Below are 23519 nucleotides of genomic sequence, written 5' to 3'. Positions count from 1 at the left end.
AGATGGAAATCCATGAGCTTAGCCTCTAGCATAAAGTTCCTTAATTATACAGTTTCCACCGCAAACCCAGAAGAGCCAAAGAAACTCTAAATTTCGCGGATTTGATTCTCGGCAGCGATCGCTCTGGGAAATAATTCGCGATCCGCAAACTTATCGCGTTTCTGCAGTCACGATTTCTAACGGTGGTAACAATCTTGGTATCTATATTCCTCTATTTGCTAGTAGCAGTATTCAAAATCTGGCTGTGATCGTACCGATTTGCTATTTTATTGTTTGCTGCTGGCTGTTTATGTCCTATACTCTGACGCATCTACCTGGTATTGCTTTGGTTCTCAGCCGTTATGCGAGCAAGATTTTCCCTTTTGTGCTAATGTGGCTGGGTTTCAGAATTCTGATAGACAGCGAATCCTATCGTCTTTTTCTACCAAACACTTGACAGACAAAGGTGATCGAAGCATCGAAAAAATCCATGACAACAGTAGTATTTTCTACAATAAAGTAATAAAAAAGACTTTAACATAATAGATGAATACCAAAAAAAGCTAGACCGTAATCCCAAATTAGTGGTCTATCAATTTAATCTCCTTGCCATTCCCTATCTTGCAGTTACTTTTGACAGAGTAGCGGCGTGGCTTCAATTGTTTGCCGGATTCCTATTGTGACTTCGCAGTTACTATGCAAGCAATCGATCGGGAGCAGTGGACTGAAAATCCACGTGTCACGACTTCAAGTCTCATTCCTGGCATCGCAAAGCCATCACAAACTTGAGGTTTTTTTTAGGGAAAATACGGGCAATGCAGTCAATTATCGAACTCGATTTACCTGAAAGTTTAGCTTACGAGATTGATGAATCTGTTCGACCTGAATATTTAAAGCTGTGGAGAAGCGTTCAACTCCGACGAGAATAATTTGGAGAGTGAATTATTTAACTGTCTTATTTTTGAGTGAGGTACGCCGCTAGTTCTGGAATTTCACCGGCGCGCTGCCACTCGGTTTGTCCGCGCCGCACTTTGGTTCGGGCTGTGATTTCCTGAATTTCCCATAATTGCAATTTTGTATAGGACCCCTTAGCTTCTCCGCTGCGAAACACATACCATTGGGCAACTTCAGGAGTTGGCTGGGTCGATGGTCTCACAGGTTTCATCCGATTCATTCCAGTTGTCGCTTTGAGCTGATTTAGCTCTTGTTCTACCGGATTCGGAGGCGGTGAGTTAGAATTGGGCGATCGCTTTTTCTTAGCCTCCGGCTTACCTCTAGCAATTTCTACTTCGCCGGGCCACCCCCAGAAATGCCACACCGCCACCCACACTAGCGCCACAGCAGATCCTAAAATCTCTTCTTGTGTTTCTGACCATTCTTTCGACTCTCCAAACAGCAGAAAACCGATCGCACCGAGTACGATCGCTATGAGGTTTAGGTAAATTAGGTTGGTCGTGTCGTTAGCGGCTAAGTGCCAACTGGTTGTGTGCCGAACAAAAGATTGGCTGGTGGCTGTCCTGTTGTGTTTCCACGCTTTGCGAGCTTGAATCCCGCCGTAACCAGGAGAGTCGGCGGGCCACCACGTCGCGCCCCAATTAACTAGATGCGCTGACCAATACTGCAAAGCTGCATATCCCACTATCCCGCTTAGCAGTACGCAAATAACTAACAGAAAGGTTGTCAGTGGCAGTAGCTGTATTGGCACTATTTCGGCCGTCGCAACAGTTAGCAGAAAAAACGGAGTACCAGTTAATACTGGAACTAACAAAAGTTCAAGTATCTTTAGAAGGTCTGCATAGAAAATCCATAAGAATTTAAGAATAATTTTAAGCAGCTTTGCAAAGCGGAAGTGATACAGGTAAGCAGATGCGATCGCAGTTCCTAGAATTAAAGCAATCAGCGCGCCCGAAGAGCTTCTGATCGGCAGCATAAAAAGGGCTGTCGGCGGAATTCCCATCACGATTGCTGCTGGCAGTGTGAGAAATGCTATAACGCCTTCCCGCCAGTGCTTCCAAGCCGATACAGTCGGCGGTTGCTGATTGTGTCGGCGAATTTCCACCCACTCTGCAAACTTGGTTAACCCCCAGTGATAGAAAGCAAATAACCAGATTTGGCACAACCAAGCAAGTACGATCGGAGATTCCCAGTCAGAGTTCCTGATGGTGTACCAGTACGTCCTTCTAAATCCGTAGGAATAGTAGTAAGCATTGGGCCACAGTAAAGAAACAATCAGCCAAAAGCTAATGCTTAAGGCAAACCCTCTGGCGCACGATGTAGGATCGGGGAGGAATTTCGGCCAATTATTCATGTTTGGGATAATTTGACGGGATCTCATCAATATTGTCCCATCGCGCCGATCGTTCTGGGCCGTGCGATCGTCCATAAAAATTGCTGCACAGTGCCGGATGTGCCAAGTTGATTAAAACTTTTTTTAAATAAACACTCGTACTCGTTATCCTGTTGAAGGGGATCAGTGCTCTGTGGGCATCCTAAAACTACGCGCGTGCGAAGCTATCCCGAACGCGCGTGCGGGCCCGTTGCGGTAGGGAATCGCTCCAGACAATCCCTTATCCCCTACAATAAACAAGCAATTATTATATTTTGAGTTATCCTGTGAGTCCTACTGCCGAAGTCAGCAATACCCTAAATGCGGGCGCTCTACCAACCGTTACCGCTACCGCAGCCCGCCGCGCTGTTTTTCCCTTCACTGCAATTGTTGGCCAGGAGGAGATGAAACTGGCGCTGCTGTTGAATGTCATCGATCCCAAAATTGGCGGGGTGATGATTATGGGCGATCGAGGTACTGGCAAATCTACCACAATCCGCGCCCTCACTGATTTGCTGCCGGAAATTGAGGTGGTGGCTGACGATCCTTTTAACAGTCATCCCACTGATCCAGATTTGATGAGTGATGAGGTGCGCGATCGCACTATGTCTCAAACGGAGATTAAAATCGCCCGCAAAAAAGTCCAAATGGTAGACTTGCCTTTGGGCGCTACCGAAGACCGAGTTTGCGGTACGATCGACATCGAAAAAGCTTTGTCGGAAGGTGTTAAAGCTTTTGAACCCGGTCTTTTAGCTAAAGCTAACCGTGGCATTCTGTACGTTGATGAAGTCAATTTGCTCGACGATCATTTAGTCGATGTTTTGCTCGATTCTGCAGCCAGCGGTTGGAATACTGTTGAAAGAGAAGGAATTTCGATTCGCCACCCCGCTAAGTTTATTTTAATCGGTTCCGGGAATCCAGAAGAAGGAGAATTGCGGCCGCAGTTGCTCGACAGATTCGGGATGCACGCAGAAATTCGGACTGTAAAAGACCCGAATTTAAGAGTGGAAATTGTTGAACAGCGATCGAGTTTTGACCAAAATCCGGCGGAGTTTCTCGCGAAATATCAGCACGAACAAGATGATATGCAGCAGAAGTTGGTGGAAGCCCAGGAAAGGTTGAAATCGGTAACTATCGATCGAGAGTTGCGGGTAAAAATCTCCCAAGTTTGCGCGGAATTGGACGTAGACGGGCTGCGGGGCGATTTGGTGACGAATCGGGCTGCGAAAGCTTTCACGGCTTTGGAATGTCGCACGGAGGTGACTGTGGACGATATTCGCCGGGTGATGACTCTGTGTTTGCGGCACCGGTTGCGGAAAGACCCGCTAGAATCAATAGATTCGGGGTATAAAGTAACTAAAGTGTTCGATCGGGTATTCGGCCTAGAAACAACTGAGGGGTAATTAATAATTGGTAATTGGTAATTGGTAGTGAGGAAACATTTCCCAAATTTTTAATGCCTCCTTCCCAGTTCCAATTACTAATTCTGGCAATGGAAAAACGAATTTTAGGATTAGATCCCGGCTTAGCAAATCTCGGCTACGGGGCAATTTGCTGTCAAATTGTACCGGGCAAACAAGATAAAAATAGCGTTTCCATGATTGATTGCGGCGTCATACAAACAACGCCAAAACAGGAAATGGGACAGCGCTTGAAAACAATTTACGACGATTTGCACGAGGTAATTGAACAGATTAAACCTGATATAGCAATTGCCGAAAAACTGTTCTTTTACAAGATGGGAAATACCATACTTGTAGCCCAAGCGCGTGGCGTTTTGACGCTAGTATTGGCGCAGTGTGGAGTGCCGCTGTTCGAGTTTACGCCGGCTCAAATTAAGCAAGCTTTGACCGGCCGCGGTAATGCGGATAAATCTGAAGTGCAAGAGGCCGTGGCGCGGGAGTTAGAGTTAACTTATATTCCGAAACCGGACGATGCGGCGGATGCTTTGGCGGTGGCTTTGACGGGTTGGTACGATGATGATATTTGTCCGAAGAAAATACAGTTGGAAACAGAAAAAGTTTGATGCAATATCAAATCATGGGCAAATTAAGCACAAATCCGGGCAAGACATCTTCTCCCGATAAACTTACAGGAAATTGTACAACCTCTACTTCGCGAGAAGGGCGATAAATCTCCACTTTTTCGTCTAGAGGATTAATTAACCAACCCAAGCGTAAACCACTGTTTAGATACTCCTGCATTTTCTCCTGAAGCGGCCGCAGCGGATCTGGGGGCGATCGCAATTCAATGGCAAAATCAGGACAGATTGGCGGAAATTTCTCTTGTTCTTCTGCTGTTAAAGCAGACCATCTTTCTAAGCTAACCCAAGCCACGTCTGGAGCTCGATAGCCATTATTAGGCAAGCGAAAAAGTGTAGAAGAACTAAACACTCTCCCTAGCTGCGTTTTACGGTTCCACAAGCCCAAATCTGTAATTAAATAGGCTTTTCGATTGCCGCTAACTCCGCCTGCGGGTGACATAATAATGATTTCTCCTTTAGGTGTCCGTTCAAATTGCCAATCTCTATTCATCTGGCATAAACGGTAAAACTGTTCATCGGTTAGTTCGACAGTATCTAAGTTTAAAGTAACGATTGTCATTTTTCCTAACTCTCTATAAATATGAGTCCTGTCAACCTATTTTAGCGCCGCATTTGGTCAATTTTAACATCACTCCTCATAGCCCGGACTTAAGCTTTAATACGAGGGATTAAGCCCCAGCCCGACTCTTGCGAAGTGCAAAATATTATTTGAAAATGTAATTAAGTTCGATCGCCCAATTCCCACCTCCATCAAAAAATGCTATAATAGCAACTTTAATTGCTAAACTTATCCCGCCAACAGAGAACACAGGAAAATAATATGGTGATTATTACCTCACAACAAATTGCCCAATTTCGCTCGCAATTAGCGGAATATCCCGAAGCCCTAAAAGCCCTAGACGCAATCGAAGATTGCGAAGGCAACATCGAAGATGCAGCGATATCTCTAGCAATTCAAGCGGGACAAGAACCGAATATATCAGAAAATTGGTTAGACGGATTGGCCAAAAGATGCCGCGTTGCTATCTGCAAATCAGAGGTTAAGGAAGAGTTGACAAACGGACAATTGAATGCAGCATTTAGAGATTTAGTTGCCGCAAAAATTTGCCCTGATATTTTGGTGACTTCGGTGATTATTTATGTATTTAAAACTGGGGTGAATGAGTTTTGCGAGCCTCTCGAATATAAACTGTAAAGCCATAGCTGCATTTAAAAATTAGGTGAAGCAAAGCTATCCCGAAGGGTAGGGAATCGCCCTCATTTCTCAAAACATGATACAACGAGGCGATCGCAACTCTTCTCTACCCCTTTGCACTACTGTAGCCAGCCGGCCTCAAATCCGGCGACAAACCCAAAGATTTCCCCAGCAAACGAGCAAGTTGCACTAAAAAATTAGCAGTATCTTCGTCACCTTCGCGCGCCATTGAAGCCGATATCTGGATTAGCATTTGCACAAATCCCGCATCAATTAAATCGGAACAGGAACTTAAGACCTCTGGTTCTTGGCCGTTGGGACAGGTAAGCACTCGCTCGATTAAGTTCAAATAAGCCTCTTGACGTTCTGGATTCATTTTGGCAGGAGCTTTACAGTAAATAATTTATTATTACGTTTAACTCACTCCTGTCAATCAGGCGATAGAATAAGCGATCCCCGTTTTTACTCTAGAAACTCCATTCAGTCAGGAATAGACAGAAGCTTAAAGAAAATCTTAAGTTTCTCCATGCTAGTTTAGTCGAGGTAAGCTGGCCCGATGCGCCCCCTAGAATGCAAACTAAGCTGCGCCAATAATAACCCTAAGATTCAAGGGAATTAAGAATATACAAAATGAAAATAGGAATATTTTTAGGAAATCTCGGAAACCCCGCCATCTACTATCCCAAACTCGCCCCAATTACCGGCGGAGTCGCGGCGAGTATTTTTCTTTGCCAATTATTGCAATGGCAATCACAACAGTCCAACTCTGCCGAATGGGTGAAAACCAACAGCAGCGAAATTGAAAAAGCTACTGGTTTAAATCGCGAAGAACAAGAACTCGCGAGACGCCTGCTCAAAGTGCGATCGCTCCTGAAAGAAAAATTAACAAATCCCAACACGGACACCCTAGAACTCTGGGCGGACATTGACGCTTTCGAGGAAAAACTCAATAACTTTTGGACACCGAATCCGCCAGATATTATAACAGAGATAAGCCGCGAAAGTCACAATCACCCTGTAGAAATCTTCCGCGAAACATCACCCCCAAATCATGTAGTTAAAACCGACAAATATTTCGGGCAACCCCGCCAACAAATAGCTGTGGCTGTCACCCCGAATTACCGATTTAGTGGCCCTTGGAATTCCCAAGAACAACTGCACAAGTTTCAGCGAGCTTTAGAAGCATATGCTCAAGAGCGTAATTTAGGATTTGGCAATCCTTCTGGATGGGCATTTAAAATTATTGACAGCATGACAAAAGGCTTAACCTCGACTTTTTGGGAGGAATTTATCGCCGGAATCCCTTTAGGAGAAAGTCAGAAAGTTAAGCGAGATTGGGAAATCGAACCGGAAGTGCCTTATCCTGCTTTTGAAGAAGAGCGAATTCAGTATTACGTGCACAAAGGCGAACCGCTGGAAGCAGCAGTCTCTAAAGCCCGTGCTGATTTGAGAAACCCGGTTTTGGGCAAAGATTTGTGGGAGGGATTTTTGCGAAAGTGCGATCGCCTTGCCGATGATGCACTCAAAGCAAAACAGCAGGGCGTTGACACACCATATCTGCCCTCTTCCTTCAACGAAAAACCGCCAATTACCAAGGATAGCGTCATGCGGAAATTAGGGGCGATCGCGCCTCAATTTGCCTTAAATCAATCCACATCTGAAATAATTCCTGAACCGCCAAAACTCGAACAAAAAGAGCCACCAACCGCCGCCGAAATCCCCAGTATTTCCTCTTTGCAAAAAGCTTACCAAACTCCTCTGGGCAGAAGTATAGTTGAAAAACAAATCGCTGCAAACCCCGACTGGGGGTACGAAATAGTAGACGGTGAAATAGTCGAATCCATCCCTTTTTAGTAAGCAAATATGAAACGAATTAGCGATATCAACCCGCTGGGAGAAGAGCGACCAACTCCTTCTGAGCAAGAGAGAGAAAAACTGCGGGGGGAAAGGTTGCAGCGAGAAAGAGATGAAGGATATCAAAAATTAGTTGAACTCTGCAATTTAGGCGAATATGACCTGGCCGAGCAGTTGGCAAATCGACATTTTAATTGGGGTTATGAAATAGTTGATGGAATTGTGATGGAAAGGATAGATTGTGATCGTCTTCAATAAGGTATGGTGCGTCGCTATGAGATTTTCGCTCGGATTTAAATATCTTCGATGGCGATGCACCCTACAACTTGATATGTTGTGGAACGGGCCGAAAAGCCTGTTCCTAAGAATGGTGTAAGTGGACTACCGCAATGTCTATGTTATAATTATAACTAAAAATTAAATAACTATTAAAATATGACGACAACTATTAATGCCAAAAACCTAACATTAGCAGAAGTACACCGTCTGTTCGGCTTTGAAAAGCACTACACTAACTCATTTACCTCTCTGTTATCCCTTGAAGATATCACAGAACACGAACAGCAGGAACTTATACAAATTAGGGATGACTTCGATGACTACATTTCAACGGATCGAGTTTCTGAAGGATTGGTAAAAGCTCTGACTACCTTTCCCCTAATGCGATTGGCTGGCTTCTACCGCCGCCCGATTAAAATTAGTTTAGAACAAGACATCGCCGAAATTAGCATTGAAGATGAAGATACAATCGTTAAAGGACGGTTTGATATCTTAGCTGTCAACAGGATAAAACCCATAAGAAGCGATACATATTTTTGGGTTTTGGTGATTGAAAGTAAAAATTCTGGAATCAACGCATTGATGGGTTTATCCCAATTGCTAACCTATGCTTATCAAAGTTTAAAATATCAAGACACAATCTGGGGTTTGACAACAAACGGAATGCACTATCAGTTCGTCAATATTCAGGGGGGCAATAACCCAACCTATCAGCTAATGCCTTTGCTAAACCTGATGGAACCCGACTCTTCAATTTTGTTGCTGCAAGTGTTAAAAGCTATTTGCAAACTATAAAAAAAGAGGCAGGGAAAATTCCCCGCCTCAAGTCGGCAATGACTGTTAACCTAAAAGTTAGATTAGCCAGCCAATACTTTTTAGTAGCCTCTGGTGTTAGGCTTGTGGACGATGAAGCTCAGCACTTGGCATTGCTTCACGTTGTCAAAACCCATGACGCGGATGTAGCAGCTAGGATTTTCTTGACGGCAAGCTTGAACTTCTGCCATGATTTCTTGGACGCTGCGAGCACCAAACAAAGGCAACTTCCACAGAGTCCAGTAGCGCATTTCAGCGGCAGAGGTTTCGTTGAATTCTACGCCGGGAATGTAGCCTTGATCCAGGATGTACTGGAGTTGCTTGGCAATTTGCGCGTCTGTCAGCGGGGGCAAATAGGACAGAGTTTCGTAACGACGCTCTTTAGGTAAAGTCTTCATTTTTTGTATCTCTAAGGTGTGTGTTCGATCGCACTTGTCGATCGATTAACTCGACAAATTATCCAGATTCGGTTCAGAATCTATTGATGTTTCAGGATTACTGCTAGAAACAGACCAATTAAGTTGCGTAGTTCGCTCTAAATGCTGGCGTCTGTGTTCCATATTCGCCTGTTGAATGCCAGTACAAACCATTTCTGGCAAATATTCTGTCACATCGTGAGCCAGATACTCTCGCACAGTCATGATCCGAAATCCTAAATCTTGATTTTCCAAAAGCAACTCTTGAATGTAAGCTTCTCCATCTTGGATTTTGCCCTTAGTGGAAAAATCATTCAACCAGATTGCCAGAGGAGGATTGGTTTCGCTCAACTGAGCGACCACCATCCGCACGGATTGATAGGTTAGGTAACTTGCCAGCACCTTAGCGGTGTCTTTCGCAACTTGTTTGAGATCCATTTTTGACCCCAGCTCCCTCAAATTTTAGATTTTGGATTTTAGATTTTGGATGCAAACTTACTTGTAAATCTTCTTCAAAGATAAAGACTTCCCAGCAAGTTTGCGACCTAAAACCTAAAATCTCAAACCAAAAATCCTTAAAGGGTATCCATTGCCTCGAATTCAAACTTGATTTCTTTCCAGAGTTCGCAAGCAACAGCGAGTTCAGGAGACCATTTGCAAGCTTCGCGGATCACGTCGCCGCCTTCGCGCATCAAGTTGCGGCCTTCGTTACGAGCTTGGACGCAAGCTTCCAAAGCAACGCGGTTAGCAGTTGCACCAGGTGCGTTACCCCAAGGGTGGCCCAAGGTGCCGCCGCCGAACTGTAAGCAGGAGTCGTCGCCGAAGATTTCCACCAAAGCCGGCATGTGCCAGATGTGGATACCACCAGAAGCAACCGGCATGACACCGGGCATGGAGGCCCAATCTTGGGTGAAGTAAATACCGCGGCTGCGGTCTTCTTCGATGTGGTCTTCGCGCATCAAGTCTACGAAGCCCATCGTGATGCCTTTTTCGCCTTCGAGTTTACCCACAACTGTACCGGAGTGCAGGTGGTCGCCGCCGGACATCCGCAAGCACTTGGCAAGCACGCGGAAGTGGATACCGTGGTTTTTCTGACGGTCGATAACTGCGTGCATGGCGCGGTGAATGTGCAGCAAAATACCATTGCGGCGGCACCATTTAGCCAAGGTGGTGTTTGCAGTGAAACCACCGGTCAGGTAGTCGTGCATGATGATGGGGGTTTTGATTTCCTTAGCGAACTCAGCCCGCTCCATCATTTCTTCGCAGGTAGGGGCAGTTACGTTGAGGTAGTGACCCTTGACTTCGCCGGTTTCTGCTTGGGCTTTTTCAATAGCTTCTTGAACGAACAAGAAACGATCGCGCCAACGCATGAACGGTTGCGAGTTGATGTTTTCGTCGTCTTTGGTGAAGTCCAAACCGCCGCGCAGAACTTCGTAAACGGCACGGCCGTAGTTCTTAGCAGACAGACCCAATTTGGGCTTAATTGTACAACCCAGCAAAGGACGGCCGTACTTGTTCAATTTGTCCCGCTCAACGGTAATACCGTGAGGAGGGCCTTGGAAGGTTTTCAGGTAAGCAATGGGAATCCGCAAGTCTTCCAACCGCAGAGCGCGCAGAGCTTTGAAACCGAACACGTTACCGACCAAAGAGGTCAGCAAGTTGGTGACGGAACCTTCTTCAAACAAATCCAAAGGATAGGCAATGAAGCAGATGTATTGGTTGTCTTCACCGGGAACTGGTTCGATGTCGTAGCAGCGACCTTTGTAGCGGTCGAGGTCGGTCAGGAGGTCAGTCCAAACAGTCGTCCATGTACCTGTAGAAGATTCAGCAGCCACAGCAGCGCCTGCTTCTTCTGGGGGAACTCCCGGCTGCGGTGTGACGCGGAAGGCAGCCAAAATATCTGTATCTTTCGGCGTGTAGTCCGGCGTGTAATACGTTAGTTTATAGTCTTGAACTCCGGCTTTATACCCAGCCTTTGATTGAGTTTGGGTTTGCGCGTAAGCCATATCTCGCTTCCTAGTATTCGCTTAATTTTTTTGCCCGATCGCAGGCTGTTAAAAATATATCAACAAAGTGTCACTCTCAAATTTTAATATTCTTTTAATCATCATAAGTATTATTTATTTTCCTTTACATTAGGCAAATATTTGTAACATATCTTATGAAAAGCCCGGGGCGAAGGATGCAGGAGGAAAGGCTGGGGATCGCAGAGTGGGGAGGAATTTCGAGCGAGCGAAATATATTGTGCAGCGAGCCGAACAGGGAATCAATACGGTTTATGTAAAGAATTTAATACTTAAAAATCAGAATTGTTAAGGGGTAATGGGTCAGGGGGAAGTAGTTAGAAATACCTAAAGTTGTGGTTGGGAGTTAAGATCGATCGCCCGATCGATCTCAACTACAATTCAGTATGTAGCAATCTAAAATCCAAAATCTCAAATCCCGTGACTCTGGGCCCGCCAACTCAAAAATCGACAGCATAGCACATAATATGGACAGGACTTGTGCTCTCAAACCAAATCCGTCGTTACAGCCATTTAACCTCGCTGAAAACCGGGTTTCTGCGTTAGCAGCGCGTAAGTCTACTATGGATATTTAGCCCCATTTTTACTCTGGTTGTGCCTCACCCCCCTTCAAAAGCCGTTCACTGCATCAATCCAGATTGCCCAAGGCCCTACCCTCAGACTTGGGGCAACAATTTTTGTCATAGTTGCGGGGCTCCGCTGCGGCTAAAAAATCGCTACGTGCCTCTAGAAAGCCTCGGTTCCGGGGGTTTTGCAGCAATTTTCACAGTTTGGGACACAGAAACTGAAACCGAGCGCGTCCTGAAAGTGTTGCTCGAAACTTCCGCGAAAGCCCTGAAACTGTTCGAGCAAGAAGCTTGGGTTTTGGCACTTTTGCGGCACCCTGGCGTCCCTAGAGTCGAGCCTGACGGTTATTTTCACGTCCAAACGCAAAATTTTGCAGGCGGGGATGGAAATCCTGCGGCGAAGCGGCTGCCTTGTTTGGTAATGGAAAAGATTCACGGCAAAACTTTAGAAGAGGTTCTCGACGAGCACCCTCAAGGATGTCCCCAGGAATGGGTGTTTAGTTGGCTGAGTCAAGCTGTGGAAATTTTAGAGGAGTTGCATAGGTGTCAAATTATTCACCGCGACATTAAACCCTCAAATTTGATGCTGCGAGACCCGGAATCGCCCCAAGTTTTGCTAAGCAAGGGTTTGGGCGGACTGCAATTGGTGACGATCGACTTTGGGGGAGTTAAACAGATGGGCGGTGTCGAATCCGCGGGAAAAGATTCTCCGAGTTCGACGCGGTTGATTTCGCCCGGGTACAGTCCGCCGGAACAAATTGTGGGAGGCGGTGTGGTGCCGGCGACGGATTTTTATGCCCTGGGGCGGACTTGCATTCATTTGCTGACGGGGAAGTATCCGGCGGAAATTGAAGATCCGATGACGGGGGAGTTGCGGTGGCGCCACATTGTAGCTGTGAGTCCGGCTTTGGCGAATTTGTTAGACGATATGGTGCGATCGAACGTGCGGGAACGTCCGGCGACGGCTGGTGATGTTCGGGCGCGTTTGCAGGAGATTTATGCTAGGAGTAAGGGCAAAATCGCGTTAGCGAAGCCCTCGAAGAGGATCGCCCCAATGGGTCAAGCTATTGTAGAATTCTGCCGGCAAATAGTGGTGGCGGGGGCGCAAAAAACGGCAAGTTTGACGGTTGCGCTGTTCGGCGCGATCGCCCAAATCGTGGTAGCTTCTCTGGATACGGGCTGGGAAATGGTGCTGGGTGCGGTTGGTGGAAGTGCGGGGGCGATCGGCGGTTTGGTTTTGGGTTATGCTTCGCCTATTGGCCCGGAAATTGCCAGTTTTCTGAACGAAGGTTTGCAGCAATTAATTCCTAACATGACTTTCGCTGTCGGGCCCGAAGTGCTGCTGTTTGGGTTGGCGGGGTTCGGAACTGCGATCGGTTTGACGGATGCGGGGAGTTTTCGCCAGCAAAAACAGTATTGGCTGTCTGGATTGATGGGAGCTCAGGGCTATTTGTTGGCGGGTTTGTGCTGGATGGAAGCAACAGCTTCTAGTGGTGTGGAGGGGGTTATTTTGGGAGCTTTTGCGATCGCCTCTATGACTGTGGGAATGGGTTTGCGGAGTCATCAATTAGTTCACGCTTTGGTAGTGGCTGTTTTCTCTACGGGAATGTTTCTGTTGCTGAATGCTTGGAACATTTTTCCGGGGAGTTTCTTTGGGATTTTGTCACTGTCTAACGTTACCTTCGGCTGGCTGCAAGTTTGGGGTTCAATTCTGTTTTTTGGTTTGTTGGGAAGTGCGATCGGGCTTTGTTTGGGCGTAAGTCATTATTTAGTTGTGCCCGTGCTCAGGTGGTTGGGCTGGCGGTAGAAATTAACACCACATCAGTATGCTAATCGAGTCGTTATCAATTAAGTCTGTCTCAAGATTTTCAATGGTTGGTGCTCTGGCGATCGCCCTTGTCCTCAGCAGCCCCAATCTAGCCAAAGCCGAATCGCGAGAACAAGCCGTCGATCGATTGACTGATTTCTTATTCTACAGGGTTAATCCTCAGTTAAACAATCGCAAACTCCAAGCGGGCGATCGCGAATATAGCAATCAATGGCGGAGATTGCGCGAAGCGATCGATCCGCGAGTTAAGTCGGTACAAGAAGTCTGTTTTAGGCCAGCCCCAGGAGATACAGGATGGGAATTCACGACAATTTACGGCGAAACCTACGAACAAACCTACGATTTACTTGCAGATACAATTTTTTACAGCCGCCATCCTCAACGAACCGGACAGCCAATTCCCAAAAGCGATCGGATCGGCATTAGTGAATGGTCAGCAATTCGACGCGAAATGTATATTTCCAATTGTGGACTGTGAGACTCGATCGCCTTACACCGCAGCATTTATCCGAAAATAACTCCTAGAGGTCATTTCTACACAACTCTGTAAAAAGAAAGTTTTAAACCGATGAGTATGAAAAGTTGGATATGCGATCGCACTGTTATTACAACCAGAATTATTGCACCCTTGCTTGGACTAATCGCCATTGGATATACAAGTTTGGCGGATGCTGCCCCACAGCAACAACTTCCCAGCATAAATAGTGCAAACATCGATACAACAAGTAAAAAAAATCACCTGAATAATCCAGAAAAAAATTCAACAATCGAGGCTTTAAATAAAAAAGTTCAAGTCAGCCTTGAAAATTCTGTAAATGCCCCAAAAAAAATACCTCTTCAACAAGGTATGCCATACAAAGATGCGCGTCAAATCCTGATTAAACAAGGGTGGCAGCCCAGCTTACAAAGTCAACCCAACCTCAGAGATCGTTCTGTTAAAGAGCTATTTGATTTGGGATATAAAGAGATTAAGGATTGTTCTGGTACAGGAGAGGGGCCTTGTCGTTTTGAGTTTATCAATCAACAAGGAGAACTGCTAGTTATAGTCGCTACGACAAGAGGTGCTGAAAATACAAAACGTTTTGTGAGGAATTGGTGGATTGAGAAAAAGACAAATAGCAATCAACAAAAATCGTCATCAAACATAATTCAAGAAGGTCATTATTGGTTGGGAGGTACGGATCAGGGTTTAGAGGTCAAGGGAAAACAATATCGATATTATGACGAGTCTAATATCGAGCGACCGTGGCAACCTCTCTCTGAGTTACAATATATCAAAAAAGGTGTTGTGTTTGATGGTAAAAATTATTGGTGTTTATCTACTCTAGCACTTAAAACAGGAGGAAGTTCTTGTTCTAGAGATGGATGGCAACAAAAGATTTATCACCAGCAAAATCGGGAAAATTGATAATTTTTATTGGGTTTAATCGTGCTAATTAAATCATTTTCAATTAAGTCAAAATCGAAGTTTTTAGGGGTGTGTGCGTTAGCTATAGCTCTTGTACTCGGTGGTTCCAATCTAGACACTGCTACAGCGCGCGATTATGAATCACGCACTCAAGCTGTGGATAGGTTTACGGATTGGTTTTTTTATAAAGTGAATCCTCAATTGGGCGGTCGCAAATTGCGTTCTGACGATTCTTCTGCCTACATCCGCGAATGGAATGCTATTCGTAGTACAGTCGATCGAGAAATGATTACTACACAAGGAGATTGCGTCGGTGATGCTTTCTGGGACTTCGATTATCGTTCTCATGGGCGATCGCTCGTTAGCGGAGCCCTCGAAGAGGATCGGATTGCAGATACTATTTGGGATATCCGCGATCCATCGGGTGACAAAACTCGTGCAGATGTTTCTAAACAAGAATGGCAGAAGCTTCGTAATTCAATAATTAGAGAGCATTATTGCTATTAATGTGCAACAATTGTCAACCCAAATTAAACAATAAAGAACCACAGCGCTCTCAGTTACAAATATTGTTCAAACATAGATATAATATAATATGTACGCTGAATTGTACGATCTCTCAGTTAAGTTTAACTTTAGTTGGTGAAGTCCCAGGAAATCCAGCAATATGAACCAGAAAATGTATTCTGTTCAAAAATGTTGGTTTTGCCGTAGCTGGACGAGAAGGCAGGTATGATTGTGTAGAACGTCCTGCAGGAGAAGAACCTTGACTTGGCTCAATGATCCAGGAAAATTTGGGTTGAGAAGGGGACTTGAAAAATCAGGGGTTAATTCTTTTGCCCGCAGAGGGAATGCAAAGTTATTTTCGCGTATACAATTTATCTAATTTTCTCATCTTACTCTTAGTCCCCCTCTGCTGGAACGAAAGTTTGACTCTTAAGCGATTTCAATGGCAGAATGATCGATAATATAATCTGCGATCGCCCGGATTTGATATTATAAGTAATATCCAGAAATAATATTATATTTTTGTACTAAAATGTCAGTCACTACTCATCAATTAATTCAGTGGAAACAACAAGGGCGGTCAATTGTTGCCCTGACAGCTTATGATTATGCGATCGCCCAACTCATCGATGAAGCAGGCGTAGATATCATCCTAGTCGGCGATTCCCTCGCCATGACAGTCTTAGGCTACGAGACAACCCTACCCATAACCCTCGATGAAATGCTGCACCACGCTAAAGCAGTGCGCCGCGGAGTTAAACAAGGATTAATTGTTGTCGATTTGCCGTTTTTGACTTACCAAGAAAGTCCCCAGCAAGCCATGCACTCGGCGGGGAGAGTTTTGAAAGAAACTGGCGCTCAAGCTGTAAAATTAGAAGGTGGATATCCAGCAATGGCTGCCACAGTTTCGCAGCTAACATCCGCCGGAATTCCGGTGATGGGGCACGTTGGTTTAACTCCGCAGTCGGTACACCAACTCGGCTACAAAAAACAAGGAAAAACGGCCGAAGCAGCCGATCGCATCATAGCAGAGTCGATCGCCCTTCAAGAAGCCGGTGCCTTTGCGATCGTCTTAGAACACATTCCCGCCGACTTAGCCGCTCAAATTACCAAAAAACTAACTATTCCCACCATTGGTATCGGCGCCGGGCCGCACTGCGACGGTCAAGTTTTAGTTACTTCCGATTTGTTGGGACTTTCCGAAAAACAGCCGCCTTTTGCGAAAGCTTACGCCAATTTGCGAGAAACGATTACCCAAGCTGTCAAAGATTATTCCCTCGAAGTTAGAGAAGGCAAATTTCCCGAATAGGTTCTTAGTGAGGACTTGAGTCCTGAACAATGAGGACTATAGCAATCCTCAATCATTTGTGAATTTCTTACTCCCTCCCCAAGGCATCGGGGAGGGTTGGGGTGGGGTAAAAAAATTACGACTACTCATTTAGGATTGCTATAAAATCCTCACTACAAACCTAATTTACACTTTCGGCTGGCCCTCTTCCTCTTTATCCTTCTCAACAGCTTCATCCTCAGCTAGACCAACCCCTTCCTTAAAACTCCGCAGCGTTTTGCCCAAAGCATTTCCTAACTCAGGAATCTTCTTGGGGCCGAAAATTAGTATGGCAACCACCGCAATAATGCCCATTTCGGGCAATCCCAGACCAAACATACAAAATCTCCTGTAAAACTTGCTCGCTCGTAAGTCAATCTTAAGTCAATCTACTGATATTGTTAAAGTATCTACCTTTTTTCCTGCATCCTGCAACAGTAGAATCAAGTTTAATTAAGCTATCGCACGATAAATAAGAATGTTAGAAACATCCCAGCCTTCTCTGCGCGAGCAACAGCACCATCTCATCCGCGATTTAGCAGACCGGATGGAAGCAGTATGGCATCGCTATCTCGACCTCGAACCCTACCACCTGCCCGCTGAGTTGGGATACGTAGAAGGCCGCTTGGAAGGAGAAAAACTGATCATTGAAAACCGCTGCTATCAAACGCCCCAGTTCCGCAAAATACACCTCGAACTCGCTAAAGTCGGGCCCTTGCTTGACATTCTGCACTGCGTGATGTTTCCCAGACCGAATTATGCTTTGCCGATGTTCGGCACGGATATCGTAGCAGGCAAAGGCCAAGTTAGCGCCGCGATCGCAGACCTTTCTCCCCTCAATCGAGATCGAACTTTGTCGGAAACCTACCGAACCCAACTGGGAATTTTGCCGATTAAGCAATTTTCTTGTCCCCGCCAAATTCCCGAATGGGGGGATATTTTCTCAGAATTTTGTCTGTTTGTGCGCCCAGAGTCGATCGAAGAAAACAGTCGGTTTTTGGATATTGTTGAATCCTACGTTGAAATTCACTGCAAACAGGCAGTCGCTTCCCAACCTGTCTCTGCCACCGACGCATCGGAAATTCTCGACGCTCAAATTTACTACTGCACCCAGCAGCAGCAAAACGACAAAACCCGCCGCGTACTCGAAAAAGCTTTCGGTCAAGATTGGGCCGAACATTATATGACCGAGGTGCTTTTTGATATCCCTAAATAGCTGAAAAGTGTTTACAATACTTAATAGTAGGTGGACAAAACTTAATTAGGAAATCACCTACTTTATAAGTAATGGTAAAGGAATCACGGGTCAAGGATAAATCATTTTTAAAACCCCCAGGGCGAGGAATCATCGGTTTAGCGATCGCCGCCACTCTCATTACCACAGGAGTCGGTTTTTGGCAAGTATCTCAAATTAGAAAAGCCGAAGAGTTAAAGGCGGCGGCTGCAACGGCTGCTGCAACTTCCGTCGCCACCCGCAACAGTGTTACCGCTTTGGGTAGGTTGACTCCGCAGGGGGAAGTTATCAAATTGTCCGCCCCTTCGGCGTCGGAGGGAGCAAGAATTGAACTGTTGCAGGTGGAAGAGGGCGATCGAGTCAGTCAAGGACAAATCATAGCAGTTCTCGATACGCGCGATCGACTCCAAGCAATCCTCCAACAAGCCGACAAAGAAGTCAAAGTCAAACAAGCAGAATTAGCGAAAATTCAAGCAGGCGCAAAAACAGGCGTTGTCGGCGCTCAAAAAGCAGAAGTTGCCAAGTTTGAAGCACAAGTGCAAAGGGAAACCGAAGGCGAAGCAGCCAATGTCGCCCGCTTAGAAGCTCAACTGCGAAGAGAAACCGAAGCCGAACAAGCTAACGTCGCCAAATTCGAGGCCGCGCTGCAAAGAGAAACCGAAGCTGAACAAGCTAATCTTGCCAAATTTGAGGCACAACTAGAAAGAGAAACAGAGGTGCAGCAAGCCAAATTGGCTAGGTTAGAAGCTCAATTACGCGGCGAAATTGCCTCTCAAAATGCTACAGTCGATCGGCTAAAAGCCGAATTAACCAACGCCGAAGCTGAGGAAAAACGCAATAAAGAACTCTCCGAAACAGGCGCAATTTCTGCTTCGGCATACGACACCAAACGTTTAGCAGTAGATACCGCTCGCCAGAGAGTCAAAGAAGCTCAAGCTATATTAGAAAAAACAGTGCAAACACTGCAAGAGCAAATAGTCGAAACTAAAGCAACAATCAAACAAACAGTAGAAACAGGCAAGCAGGAAATCAATCAATCCCGCGCTAATCTCCGACGCAAGTTAGAAACAGGTAGGCAGGAAATTAACCAAGCCAGAGCCACCTTAAATCAAAAGATAGAAACAGGACGAGAACAAATCAATCAAGCCGAAGCAATACTCAAACAAAAAGCAGAAACTGGCCAAGAACAAATCAATCAAGCCAAAGCAAATCTAGACCAAATTGCCGAAGTACGCCCCGAAGACGTGCAAGCCGCCCAAGCAGCCGTCGAAAGTGCGATCGCCAGCAAACAAAAAGCTCAAGTAGACTTAAACTTAAGTTACGTCAAAGCACCCGTATCCGGCTACATCCTGAAAGTTCACAGCCGACAAGGAGAACGTGTCAACACTCAAGACGGCATCGTAGAATTAGGCGGCACCGATCAAATGTACGCCGTAGCAGAAGTTTACGAAACCGACATCGCCAAAGTGCGAAACGGCCAGCGCGCAACAGTCAGCAGCCCGGTTTTTGCAGGCACTTTGGCAGGAACAGTCGATCGCATCGGCAAACAAATCAGCAAAAAAGATGTCCTTAATACAGACCCCGCCGCCGACACCGACGCGAGAGTTATCGAAGTTAGAATTCGCCTCGATCCGGAATCGAGCAAGAAAGTTGCAACCCTAACAAACTTGCAGGTTGAAGTTAAAATAGATATCTAAATTTTACCTTGACAAAACTTACGCATGGGCACTCAAGAAACCGGGTTTTTTAACGAGATTCAGGGTGTGAATCAAATAAGGGTAAAAAACCCGGTTTCTCAACACCCGTGCTTAAAATTATTCAATCCAAAATCCAAAATCCAAAATCTAAAATCTAAAATCTAAAATTGATTGACTCTTATGGCCAAAATACCACTAGCTTGGGCACAATTAACCCGCGAAAAAATGCGCTTAGCCGTCGCACTAGCCGGCATTGGCTTCGCCGATTTGCTAATGTTTATGCAGTTCGGGTTTAGAGACGCGCTATTTGAAAGCTCTATCACCTTTCACTCGAAGTTAAAAGGGGATATTTTTATCACTAGCACCCAGTCTACGGCTTTAATAGCCATGAAAAGTTTTCCCCAGCGCCGCTTGTATCAAGCTTTGAGTTTTGACGGCGTTACAGCAATTAGTCCCGTATATTTAGGCTTTGGATTGTGGAAAAACCCCGACCCCAACCAGCGAAATACTCGGCAATTGATGGTAATAGGTTTTGACCCCGCTCATCCCATCTTTGATCTGCCTGAAATCCAAAATAATTTGGACAAAATCAAAATTTCGGATGTGGTTTTATTTGACCAAGCTTCCCGCCCGGAGTTTGGGCCGGTAGCAGAATATTTCAAACAGGGAAAAGTTGTTGAAACTGAAGTTGACAATCGCCGCGTTAGGGTAGATGGTTTATTTACTATAGGGGCCTCTTTCGGTGCCGACGGCAATCTTGTCACCAGCGATTTAAACTTTATGCGGATTTTTTCGACGCGGAGAACAAGAGGTTTAATCGATATAGGTATTGTACACTTGCAGCCGGGTACAGATGTTAAGGCTGTTGTTGATAAAATGAGGGCAACATTGCCGAATGATGTGAGGATTTCTACTAAAGAAGAGTTTGTAGATTTTGAAAAAAAATATTGGCAGGAAAGTACCTCAATCGGATTTGTTTTCACTCTCGGCGCGGCAATGGGATTTATCGTTGGGATAGTGATTGTTTATCAAATTCTTTATACTGATGTTACCGACCACTTGCCGGAATACGCGACGCTGAAGGCGATGGGATATAAGGATATTTACTTTTTGGGTGTGGTGTTTCAAGAGGCTTTGATTCTGGCAATTATTGGCTATTTGCCAGGGTTTGGAGTTTCTTTGGTGCTGTACAATTTAGGGAGAAGTGCTACGAGTTTGCCGATGTATATGACTTTGGCGAAAGCTATGACTGTTTTTATTATGACAGTTGTCATGTGTGCTGTGTCGGGGGCGATCGCGGTTAGGAAATTGCAGGCGGCCGATCCGGCAGATATATTTTAAATTGGGTAATGGGCGCAGCGTAATCGTTGGAGGATACGGACATAGTGGAAGACCCATCCATGTTTTGTGTCACAGTTGCGTCGCCACTGGATTTGGGTCCGAAGAAGAATGGACCGATCGTGATTCCAGCTAATGATACAGGATTTTAGGGTTTTAGAAGCTTTTTAATTAACTTCGTTAACTTGGTTAAAATTGGCATTTTAATTACGAAACGTAACAAGTCGAACAAGGCTATAACTGAGAGTATGTGCGTATAAGGAGAAGAGACAACACCTGCTCACCCGCAAGTTGCAGCGCCACAGCAAGAACCTCTGATCTGACTCTGAAACCGACCTGAACCAATTGATGCAAAACAGGTTGTAGTTGCGGTATCCTGCCCTCTTGCTTGCTAAATTTGATGATCGGGCAGGATTTGAGGCAGAAATTGCTCAACTTAAAGTTCAGGGGGAGAAGTTAATTAAAAGATTTATAAAATTCTAAAGCGCTGAAATGCTGAAGTGTTCGTGATTTGCCAAAATTACCGAATGATGTTTTAAAGTTTGCTCTTAAGCTCCTTAACTTCGGTTGCCAAAAACCTTGATTTCAGGCATTGTGTTAGAAACGATCGAATGCCTGTTGGGCTTTTTTATCAATAATTGTCAATGTTTATTAAATAAACCCTGGAGGAGATTATGGATCAAGATTTTCATTACTATGGCACTTACTATGCTGCAAGACAAGGGGGATTTACCCCACAGGAAGCCACACTGATAGCAAAAGCCGCAAATTTCATTGATTTTTTTAATGAAACCACATATGCGGCTTATTGGAAATTGGTTAGTGATACAGAACGAATGGACAAATATAACATTGTGGACCACCTTGATTATCCACGTTACACTTTTCAGGGTACGATGAGTTCAGGATTTGATCCAGAGGACGGATTATGGTGTTCGTTTCATTTTCCTCCTGGCAATTATGATGATCCATCGAATACACCTAGCTGTGAAACGGTACACGGTAGGCATGTGGCTGGTTTTTTATCACAATTTCAGATACGAGATGCAACCAAAGGAAGGGCAGAATTAAGCAAATACCCCCGAGATCAATCAGGACAATACCTGAAAGATCTTGAATATGGTAAATTGTTAAACCGACCCCAAAGTGCTTTATCCCGGCAAATAATCATGGATGCGATAAAATGCGCAACAGACAATGCGAGGCTAGAATCTATTCTTGGTTATGCAATTGGTGGACAGTATATTCTTCAGAATAATCGTGAAGATAATCTTCGACGATTTAGACTTATTTTATTGGGTGTAAGAGCGCATGTCATTGCAGATACCTGGGCACATCAGGATTTCTGCGGAATACATAACATTTTGAATAGTTATTGGGACGTTGACTATAATCCTACCTCGTGGAATCCATATAAATGGGGATATGGGCGACAATCGATCCAATATGACGATCAAAAGCAAGGTTGGCAAAAAAAGGTACTTTCTTTTCTATTGAAGAAATCTCATCCTAATTTTGAAGCCGTTCCCAATCATACTTCTTATTTGGGACATGGTTGGATGGGGCATTTACCTGATTTCAGTTTTGTAAAATTTCGTTATAAACCTTGCTGGGCCGACCCCACCCAAGAAGCAGTTGTGCGTAACAACCCTGAAGAATATAAAAAAGCTTGGGTAGAATTAGTGAGTTTGTTTACTCAGGCAAAGGGAAGTGGTCAATTAAAACTGGATGCACCACAATTCCAAACAGCTTTGGGTAAGGCAACAGAAGCGATAAATACCTCTTGTCGTTTAGAAGGCAAAGTTACTGGCAGAAAATCTTCAGCCGACGCGTGGCAAAATGCATTAGTTAATGATCCACCCGTAACTAATATAGATGTGGATTCCGAACCTGATACACATGCTGTGTTAGACGGAATGATTGAAATGACCACAAGTCGAAACCGCTATGGTACAAATTATGTCAATATAAATAGTGATTTGTACTTATTCCAAATTGCTGCCGACTACCATTTTCACTTTGTAAAAAACTATTTGGAGCGTCATCGCATATATCTATTTACAGGGTCATGGTCGCAACAAACGAGTGCATTGTCATCAGATGTGTCGAATCTTATAATATTTAATTCAATCGATCCTCGGAAAACCTATCTAAGGGTACGCATCAAGAACATCAAAAGCCAACGCTATTTGAGTATCGAAGGCGATAAGCAGAACTGGGACAATGATGGTGCTAGTTTGACTATTCGCGATCCAATCTCGCTAGACGACGATCCAGTAGTTAATCCTCAGGTTTGGCACATAATTCAATTCCGAAGCGATGCATGGATAATTTTAAATCAGTACAACGCTCATTTAGCTAGCATTCGTGACAGAAGCAAGGATGATCGTGCCACCGCGATCATTCACCACTCCGAGATTGGGTCGGCTGCGGAGCCTTTCCAGCAATGGACTTTTGTGTCTCATGAGAAGGGTGACGGTTGGTTAATTCAGAACATGAATTCTAAAAAGTACATTGGACCTCAAGATAGAAGTACAGAGAACGATCATTTCTGCATTATTCAATTTGACAACCAAACAAAGGAAGACAATTACCAACTATGGCTGTTTGAAGAAGTATAACACACCTTTTCAATTTGCTAATCTCATCTATGCTCAGACGTTTGGCACAAGTCCAGTCTTTAG

The 23519-nt window shown here is 44.9% G+C and carries 24 protein-coding genes; 16 read left to right on the top strand and 8 right to left on the bottom strand.

Going from position 1 to position 23519, the window contains the following annotated elements:
* The first annotated feature begins 43 nt into the window (after positions 1–43).
* On the top strand, positions 44–436 hold the full coding sequence (locus QUA07_RS30090) for a cadmium resistance transporter (RefSeq protein ID WP_445305902.1): 393 nt from the start codon (positions 44–46) through the stop codon (positions 434–436).
* A gap of 498 nt (positions 437–934) precedes the next feature.
* On the opposite strand, the gene QUA07_RS19895 is transcribed toward QUA07_RS30090, so the two are convergent.
* Complete coding sequence (locus QUA07_RS19895; RefSeq protein WP_333328248.1) at positions 935–2362, bottom strand: DUF4339 domain-containing protein; 1428 nt, start codon at positions 2360–2362, stop codon at positions 935–937.
* Positions 2363–2592: 230 nt separating this feature from the next.
* On the opposite strand from QUA07_RS19895, the gene bchI reads away from it, so the two are divergent.
* Both bchI and ruvC read left to right on the top strand, forming a co-directional pair.
* Positions 2593–3708, top strand: coding sequence for a magnesium chelatase ATPase subunit I (gene bchI / locus QUA07_RS19890; RefSeq protein ID WP_333328246.1), 1116 nt, complete (start codon positions 2593–2595; stop codon positions 3706–3708).
* 89 nt (positions 3709–3797) lie between these two features.
* A complete protein-coding gene (gene ruvC / locus QUA07_RS19885) occupies positions 3798–4331 on the top strand; it encodes a crossover junction endodeoxyribonuclease RuvC (RefSeq protein WP_333328243.1) in 534 nt (177 codons plus the stop codon).
* 7 nt (positions 4332–4338) lie between these two features.
* Here the strand turns inward: ruvC and QUA07_RS19880 are convergent, their stop codons facing one another.
* Positions 4339–4908, bottom strand: a complete 570-nt coding sequence (locus tag QUA07_RS19880) for a Uma2 family endonuclease (RefSeq protein WP_333328240.1) — start codon at positions 4906–4908, stop codon at positions 4339–4341.
* Between the two features lie 261 nt (positions 4909–5169).
* Between QUA07_RS19880 and QUA07_RS19875 the strand changes: the two genes are divergently transcribed.
* On the top strand, positions 5170–5544 hold the full coding sequence (locus tag QUA07_RS19875; protein ID WP_006632950.1) for a hypothetical protein: 375 nt from the start codon (positions 5170–5172) through the stop codon (positions 5542–5544).
* Positions 5545–5650: 106 nt separating this feature from the next.
* Here the strand turns inward: QUA07_RS19875 and QUA07_RS19870 are convergent, their stop codons facing one another.
* Positions 5651–5920 carry a hypothetical protein gene (locus QUA07_RS19870; RefSeq protein ID WP_190660572.1) on the bottom strand — a complete coding sequence of 90 codons (270 nt, stop codon included), beginning with the start codon at positions 5918–5920 and terminating at the stop codon, positions 5651–5653.
* A gap of 254 nt (positions 5921–6174) precedes the next feature.
* Between QUA07_RS19870 and QUA07_RS19865 the strand changes: the two genes are divergently transcribed.
* The 3 genes from QUA07_RS19865 (at position 6175) to QUA07_RS19855 (ending at position 8472) form a co-directional block, all read left to right on the top strand.
* Positions 6175–7398: a hypothetical protein gene (locus tag QUA07_RS19865; RefSeq protein WP_333328237.1), complete on the top strand. Its 1224-nt coding sequence runs from the start codon at positions 6175–6177 to the stop codon at positions 7396–7398.
* A gap of 9 nt (positions 7399–7407) precedes the next feature.
* Positions 7408–7656: a hypothetical protein gene (locus QUA07_RS19860; RefSeq protein ID WP_333328234.1), complete on the top strand. Its 249-nt coding sequence runs from the start codon at positions 7408–7410 to the stop codon at positions 7654–7656.
* A gap of 177 nt (positions 7657–7833) precedes the next feature.
* Complete coding sequence (locus QUA07_RS19855; RefSeq protein ID WP_333328231.1) at positions 7834–8472, top strand: restriction endonuclease subunit R; 639 nt, start codon at positions 7834–7836, stop codon at positions 8470–8472.
* Positions 8473–8552: 80 nt separating this feature from the next.
* Here QUA07_RS19855 and QUA07_RS19850 read toward each other — a convergent pair whose 3' ends face one another.
* The 3 genes from QUA07_RS19850 to QUA07_RS19840 all read right to left on the bottom strand — a co-directional run bounded on the left by QUA07_RS19850 (position 8553) and on the right by QUA07_RS19840 (position 10912).
* A complete protein-coding gene (locus QUA07_RS19850; protein ID WP_190745620.1) occupies positions 8553–8888 on the bottom strand; it encodes a ribulose bisphosphate carboxylase small subunit in 336 nt (111 codons plus the stop codon).
* Between the two features lie 45 nt (positions 8889–8933).
* Entirely contained in the window at positions 8934–9344 is a 411-nt protein-coding gene (gene rcbX, locus QUA07_RS19845) for a RuBisCO chaperone RbcX (RefSeq protein WP_333328228.1), read from the bottom strand.
* A gap of 137 nt (positions 9345–9481) precedes the next feature.
* The gene (locus QUA07_RS19840; protein ID WP_333045238.1) at positions 9482–10912 is read right to left on the bottom strand and encodes a form I ribulose bisphosphate carboxylase large subunit; all 1431 of its coding nucleotides are present in this window, start codon (positions 10910–10912) and stop codon (positions 9482–9484) included.
* A gap of 612 nt (positions 10913–11524) precedes the next feature.
* Between QUA07_RS19840 and QUA07_RS19835 the strand changes: the two genes are divergently transcribed.
* From QUA07_RS19835 to panB, 5 genes are all read left to right on the top strand, one after another.
* Positions 11525–13303, top strand: coding sequence for a serine/threonine-protein kinase (locus QUA07_RS19835; RefSeq protein ID WP_333328225.1), 1779 nt, complete (start codon positions 11525–11527; stop codon positions 13301–13303).
* Positions 13304–13367: 64 nt separating this feature from the next.
* Positions 13368–13802 carry a hypothetical protein gene (locus tag QUA07_RS19830; RefSeq protein ID WP_333328222.1) on the top strand — a complete coding sequence of 145 codons (435 nt, stop codon included), beginning with the start codon at positions 13368–13370 and terminating at the stop codon, positions 13800–13802.
* A gap of 90 nt (positions 13803–13892) precedes the next feature.
* Positions 13893–14732, top strand: a complete 840-nt coding sequence (locus tag QUA07_RS19825) for a hypothetical protein (protein ID WP_333328219.1) — start codon at positions 13893–13895, stop codon at positions 14730–14732.
* A 21-nt stretch (positions 14733–14753) separates the two neighbouring features.
* The gene (locus tag QUA07_RS19820) at positions 14754–15239 is read left to right on the top strand and encodes a hypothetical protein (RefSeq protein ID WP_333328216.1); all 486 of its coding nucleotides are present in this window, start codon (positions 14754–14756) and stop codon (positions 15237–15239) included.
* Positions 15240–15771: 532 nt separating this feature from the next.
* Entirely contained in the window at positions 15772–16548 is a 777-nt protein-coding gene (panB, locus tag QUA07_RS19815) for a 3-methyl-2-oxobutanoate hydroxymethyltransferase (RefSeq protein WP_333328214.1), read from the top strand.
* Between the two features lie 165 nt (positions 16549–16713).
* Here panB and tatA read toward each other — a convergent pair whose 3' ends face one another.
* Positions 16714–16905, bottom strand: coding sequence for a twin-arginine translocase TatA/TatE family subunit (gene tatA, locus QUA07_RS19810; protein WP_333328211.1), 192 nt, complete (start codon positions 16903–16905; stop codon positions 16714–16716).
* Between the two features lie 139 nt (positions 16906–17044).
* Between tatA and QUA07_RS19805 the strand changes: the two genes are divergently transcribed.
* From QUA07_RS19805 to devC, 3 genes are all read left to right on the top strand, one after another.
* Positions 17045–17782: a phycocyanobilin:ferredoxin oxidoreductase gene (locus tag QUA07_RS19805; RefSeq protein WP_333328208.1), complete on the top strand. Its 738-nt coding sequence runs from the start codon at positions 17045–17047 to the stop codon at positions 17780–17782.
* Positions 17783–17853: 71 nt separating this feature from the next.
* A complete protein-coding gene (locus tag QUA07_RS19800) occupies positions 17854–19497 on the top strand; it encodes an HlyD family efflux transporter periplasmic adaptor subunit (protein WP_333328205.1) in 1644 nt (547 codons plus the stop codon).
* 180 nt (positions 19498–19677) lie between these two features.
* Positions 19678–20838: an ABC transporter permease DevC gene (gene devC, locus QUA07_RS19795; protein ID WP_333328251.1), complete on the top strand. Its 1161-nt coding sequence runs from the start codon at positions 19678–19680 to the stop codon at positions 20836–20838.
* A gap of 231 nt (positions 20839–21069) precedes the next feature.
* Here the strand turns inward: devC and QUA07_RS30085 are convergent, their stop codons facing one another.
* Positions 21070–21270 carry a DUF3368 domain-containing protein gene (locus tag QUA07_RS30085; RefSeq protein WP_445305901.1) on the bottom strand — a complete coding sequence of 67 codons (201 nt, stop codon included), beginning with the start codon at positions 21268–21270 and terminating at the stop codon, positions 21070–21072.
* 239 nt (positions 21271–21509) lie between these two features.
* Here QUA07_RS30085 and QUA07_RS19790 point away from each other — a divergent pair, with 239 nt between their 5' ends.
* Positions 21510–23456 (top strand): DUF6765 family protein, encoded by a 1947-nt coding sequence (locus QUA07_RS19790; RefSeq protein WP_333328202.1) that lies wholly within the window; start codon positions 21510–21512, stop codon positions 23454–23456.
* Positions 23457–23519 lie beyond the last annotated feature (63 nt).

The sequence above is a fragment of the Microcoleus sp. T3_A4 genome, from assembly GCF_036700465.1.
In the GTDB taxonomy this organism is placed as follows: Bacteria; Cyanobacteriota; Cyanobacteriia; order Cyanobacteriales; family Microcoleaceae; genus Microcoleus.
The sequence above is the reverse complement of the archived record's forward strand: the minus strand, read 5'-3'. Positions and strand labels throughout refer to the sequence as shown.

Bases quoted from the DNA above. Each gene is read 5' to 3' on its own strand.
- QUA07_RS19850 (WP_190745620.1), bottom strand. From the start codon at position 8,888: ATGAAGACTTTACCTAAAGAGCGTCGTTACGAAACTCTGTCCTATTTG.
- QUA07_RS19870 (WP_190660572.1), bottom strand. From the start codon at position 5,920: ATGAATCCAGAACGTCAAGAGGCTTATTTGAACTTAATCGAGCGAGTG.
- QUA07_RS19790 (WP_333328202.1), top strand. From the start codon at position 21,510: ATGGATCAAGATTTTCATTACTATGGCACTTACTATGCTGCAAGACAA.
- rcbX (WP_333328228.1), bottom strand. From the start codon at position 9,344: ATGGATCTCAAACAAGTTGCGAAAGACACCGCTAAGGTGCTGGCAAGT.
- ruvC (WP_333328243.1), top strand. From the start codon at position 3,798: ATGGAAAAACGAATTTTAGGATTAGATCCCGGCTTAGCAAATCTCGGC.
- devC (WP_333328251.1), top strand. From the start codon at position 19,678: ATGGCCAAAATACCACTAGCTTGGGCACAATTAACCCGCGAAAAAATG.
- QUA07_RS19800 (WP_333328205.1), top strand. From the start codon at position 17,854: ATGGTAAAGGAATCACGGGTCAAGGATAAATCATTTTTAAAACCCCCA.
- QUA07_RS19805 (WP_333328208.1), top strand. From the start codon at position 17,045: ATGTTAGAAACATCCCAGCCTTCTCTGCGCGAGCAACAGCACCATCTC.
- QUA07_RS19855 (WP_333328231.1), top strand. From the start codon at position 7,834: ATGACGACAACTATTAATGCCAAAAACCTAACATTAGCAGAAGTACAC.
- QUA07_RS19865 (WP_333328237.1), top strand. From the start codon at position 6,175: ATGAAAATAGGAATATTTTTAGGAAATCTCGGAAACCCCGCCATCTAC.
- panB (WP_333328214.1), top strand. From the start codon at position 15,772: ATGTCAGTCACTACTCATCAATTAATTCAGTGGAAACAACAAGGGCGG.
- QUA07_RS19875 (WP_006632950.1), top strand. From the start codon at position 5,170: ATGGTGATTATTACCTCACAACAAATTGCCCAATTTCGCTCGCAATTA.
- QUA07_RS19895 (WP_333328248.1), bottom strand. From the start codon at position 2,362: ATGGACGATCGCACGGCCCAGAACGATCGGCGCGATGGGACAATATTG.
- QUA07_RS19830 (WP_333328222.1), top strand. From the start codon at position 13,368: ATGGTTGGTGCTCTGGCGATCGCCCTTGTCCTCAGCAGCCCCAATCTA.
- QUA07_RS19840 (WP_333045238.1), bottom strand. From the start codon at position 10,912: ATGGCTTACGCGCAAACCCAAACTCAATCAAAGGCTGGGTATAAAGCC.
- QUA07_RS19825 (WP_333328219.1), top strand. From the start codon at position 13,893: ATGAGTATGAAAAGTTGGATATGCGATCGCACTGTTATTACAACCAGA.
- tatA (WP_333328211.1), bottom strand. From the start codon at position 16,905: ATGTTTGGTCTGGGATTGCCCGAAATGGGCATTATTGCGGTGGTTGCC.
- QUA07_RS19860 (WP_333328234.1), top strand. From the start codon at position 7,408: ATGAAACGAATTAGCGATATCAACCCGCTGGGAGAAGAGCGACCAACT.
- QUA07_RS19880 (WP_333328240.1), bottom strand. From the start codon at position 4,908: ATGACAATCGTTACTTTAAACTTAGATACTGTCGAACTAACCGATGAA.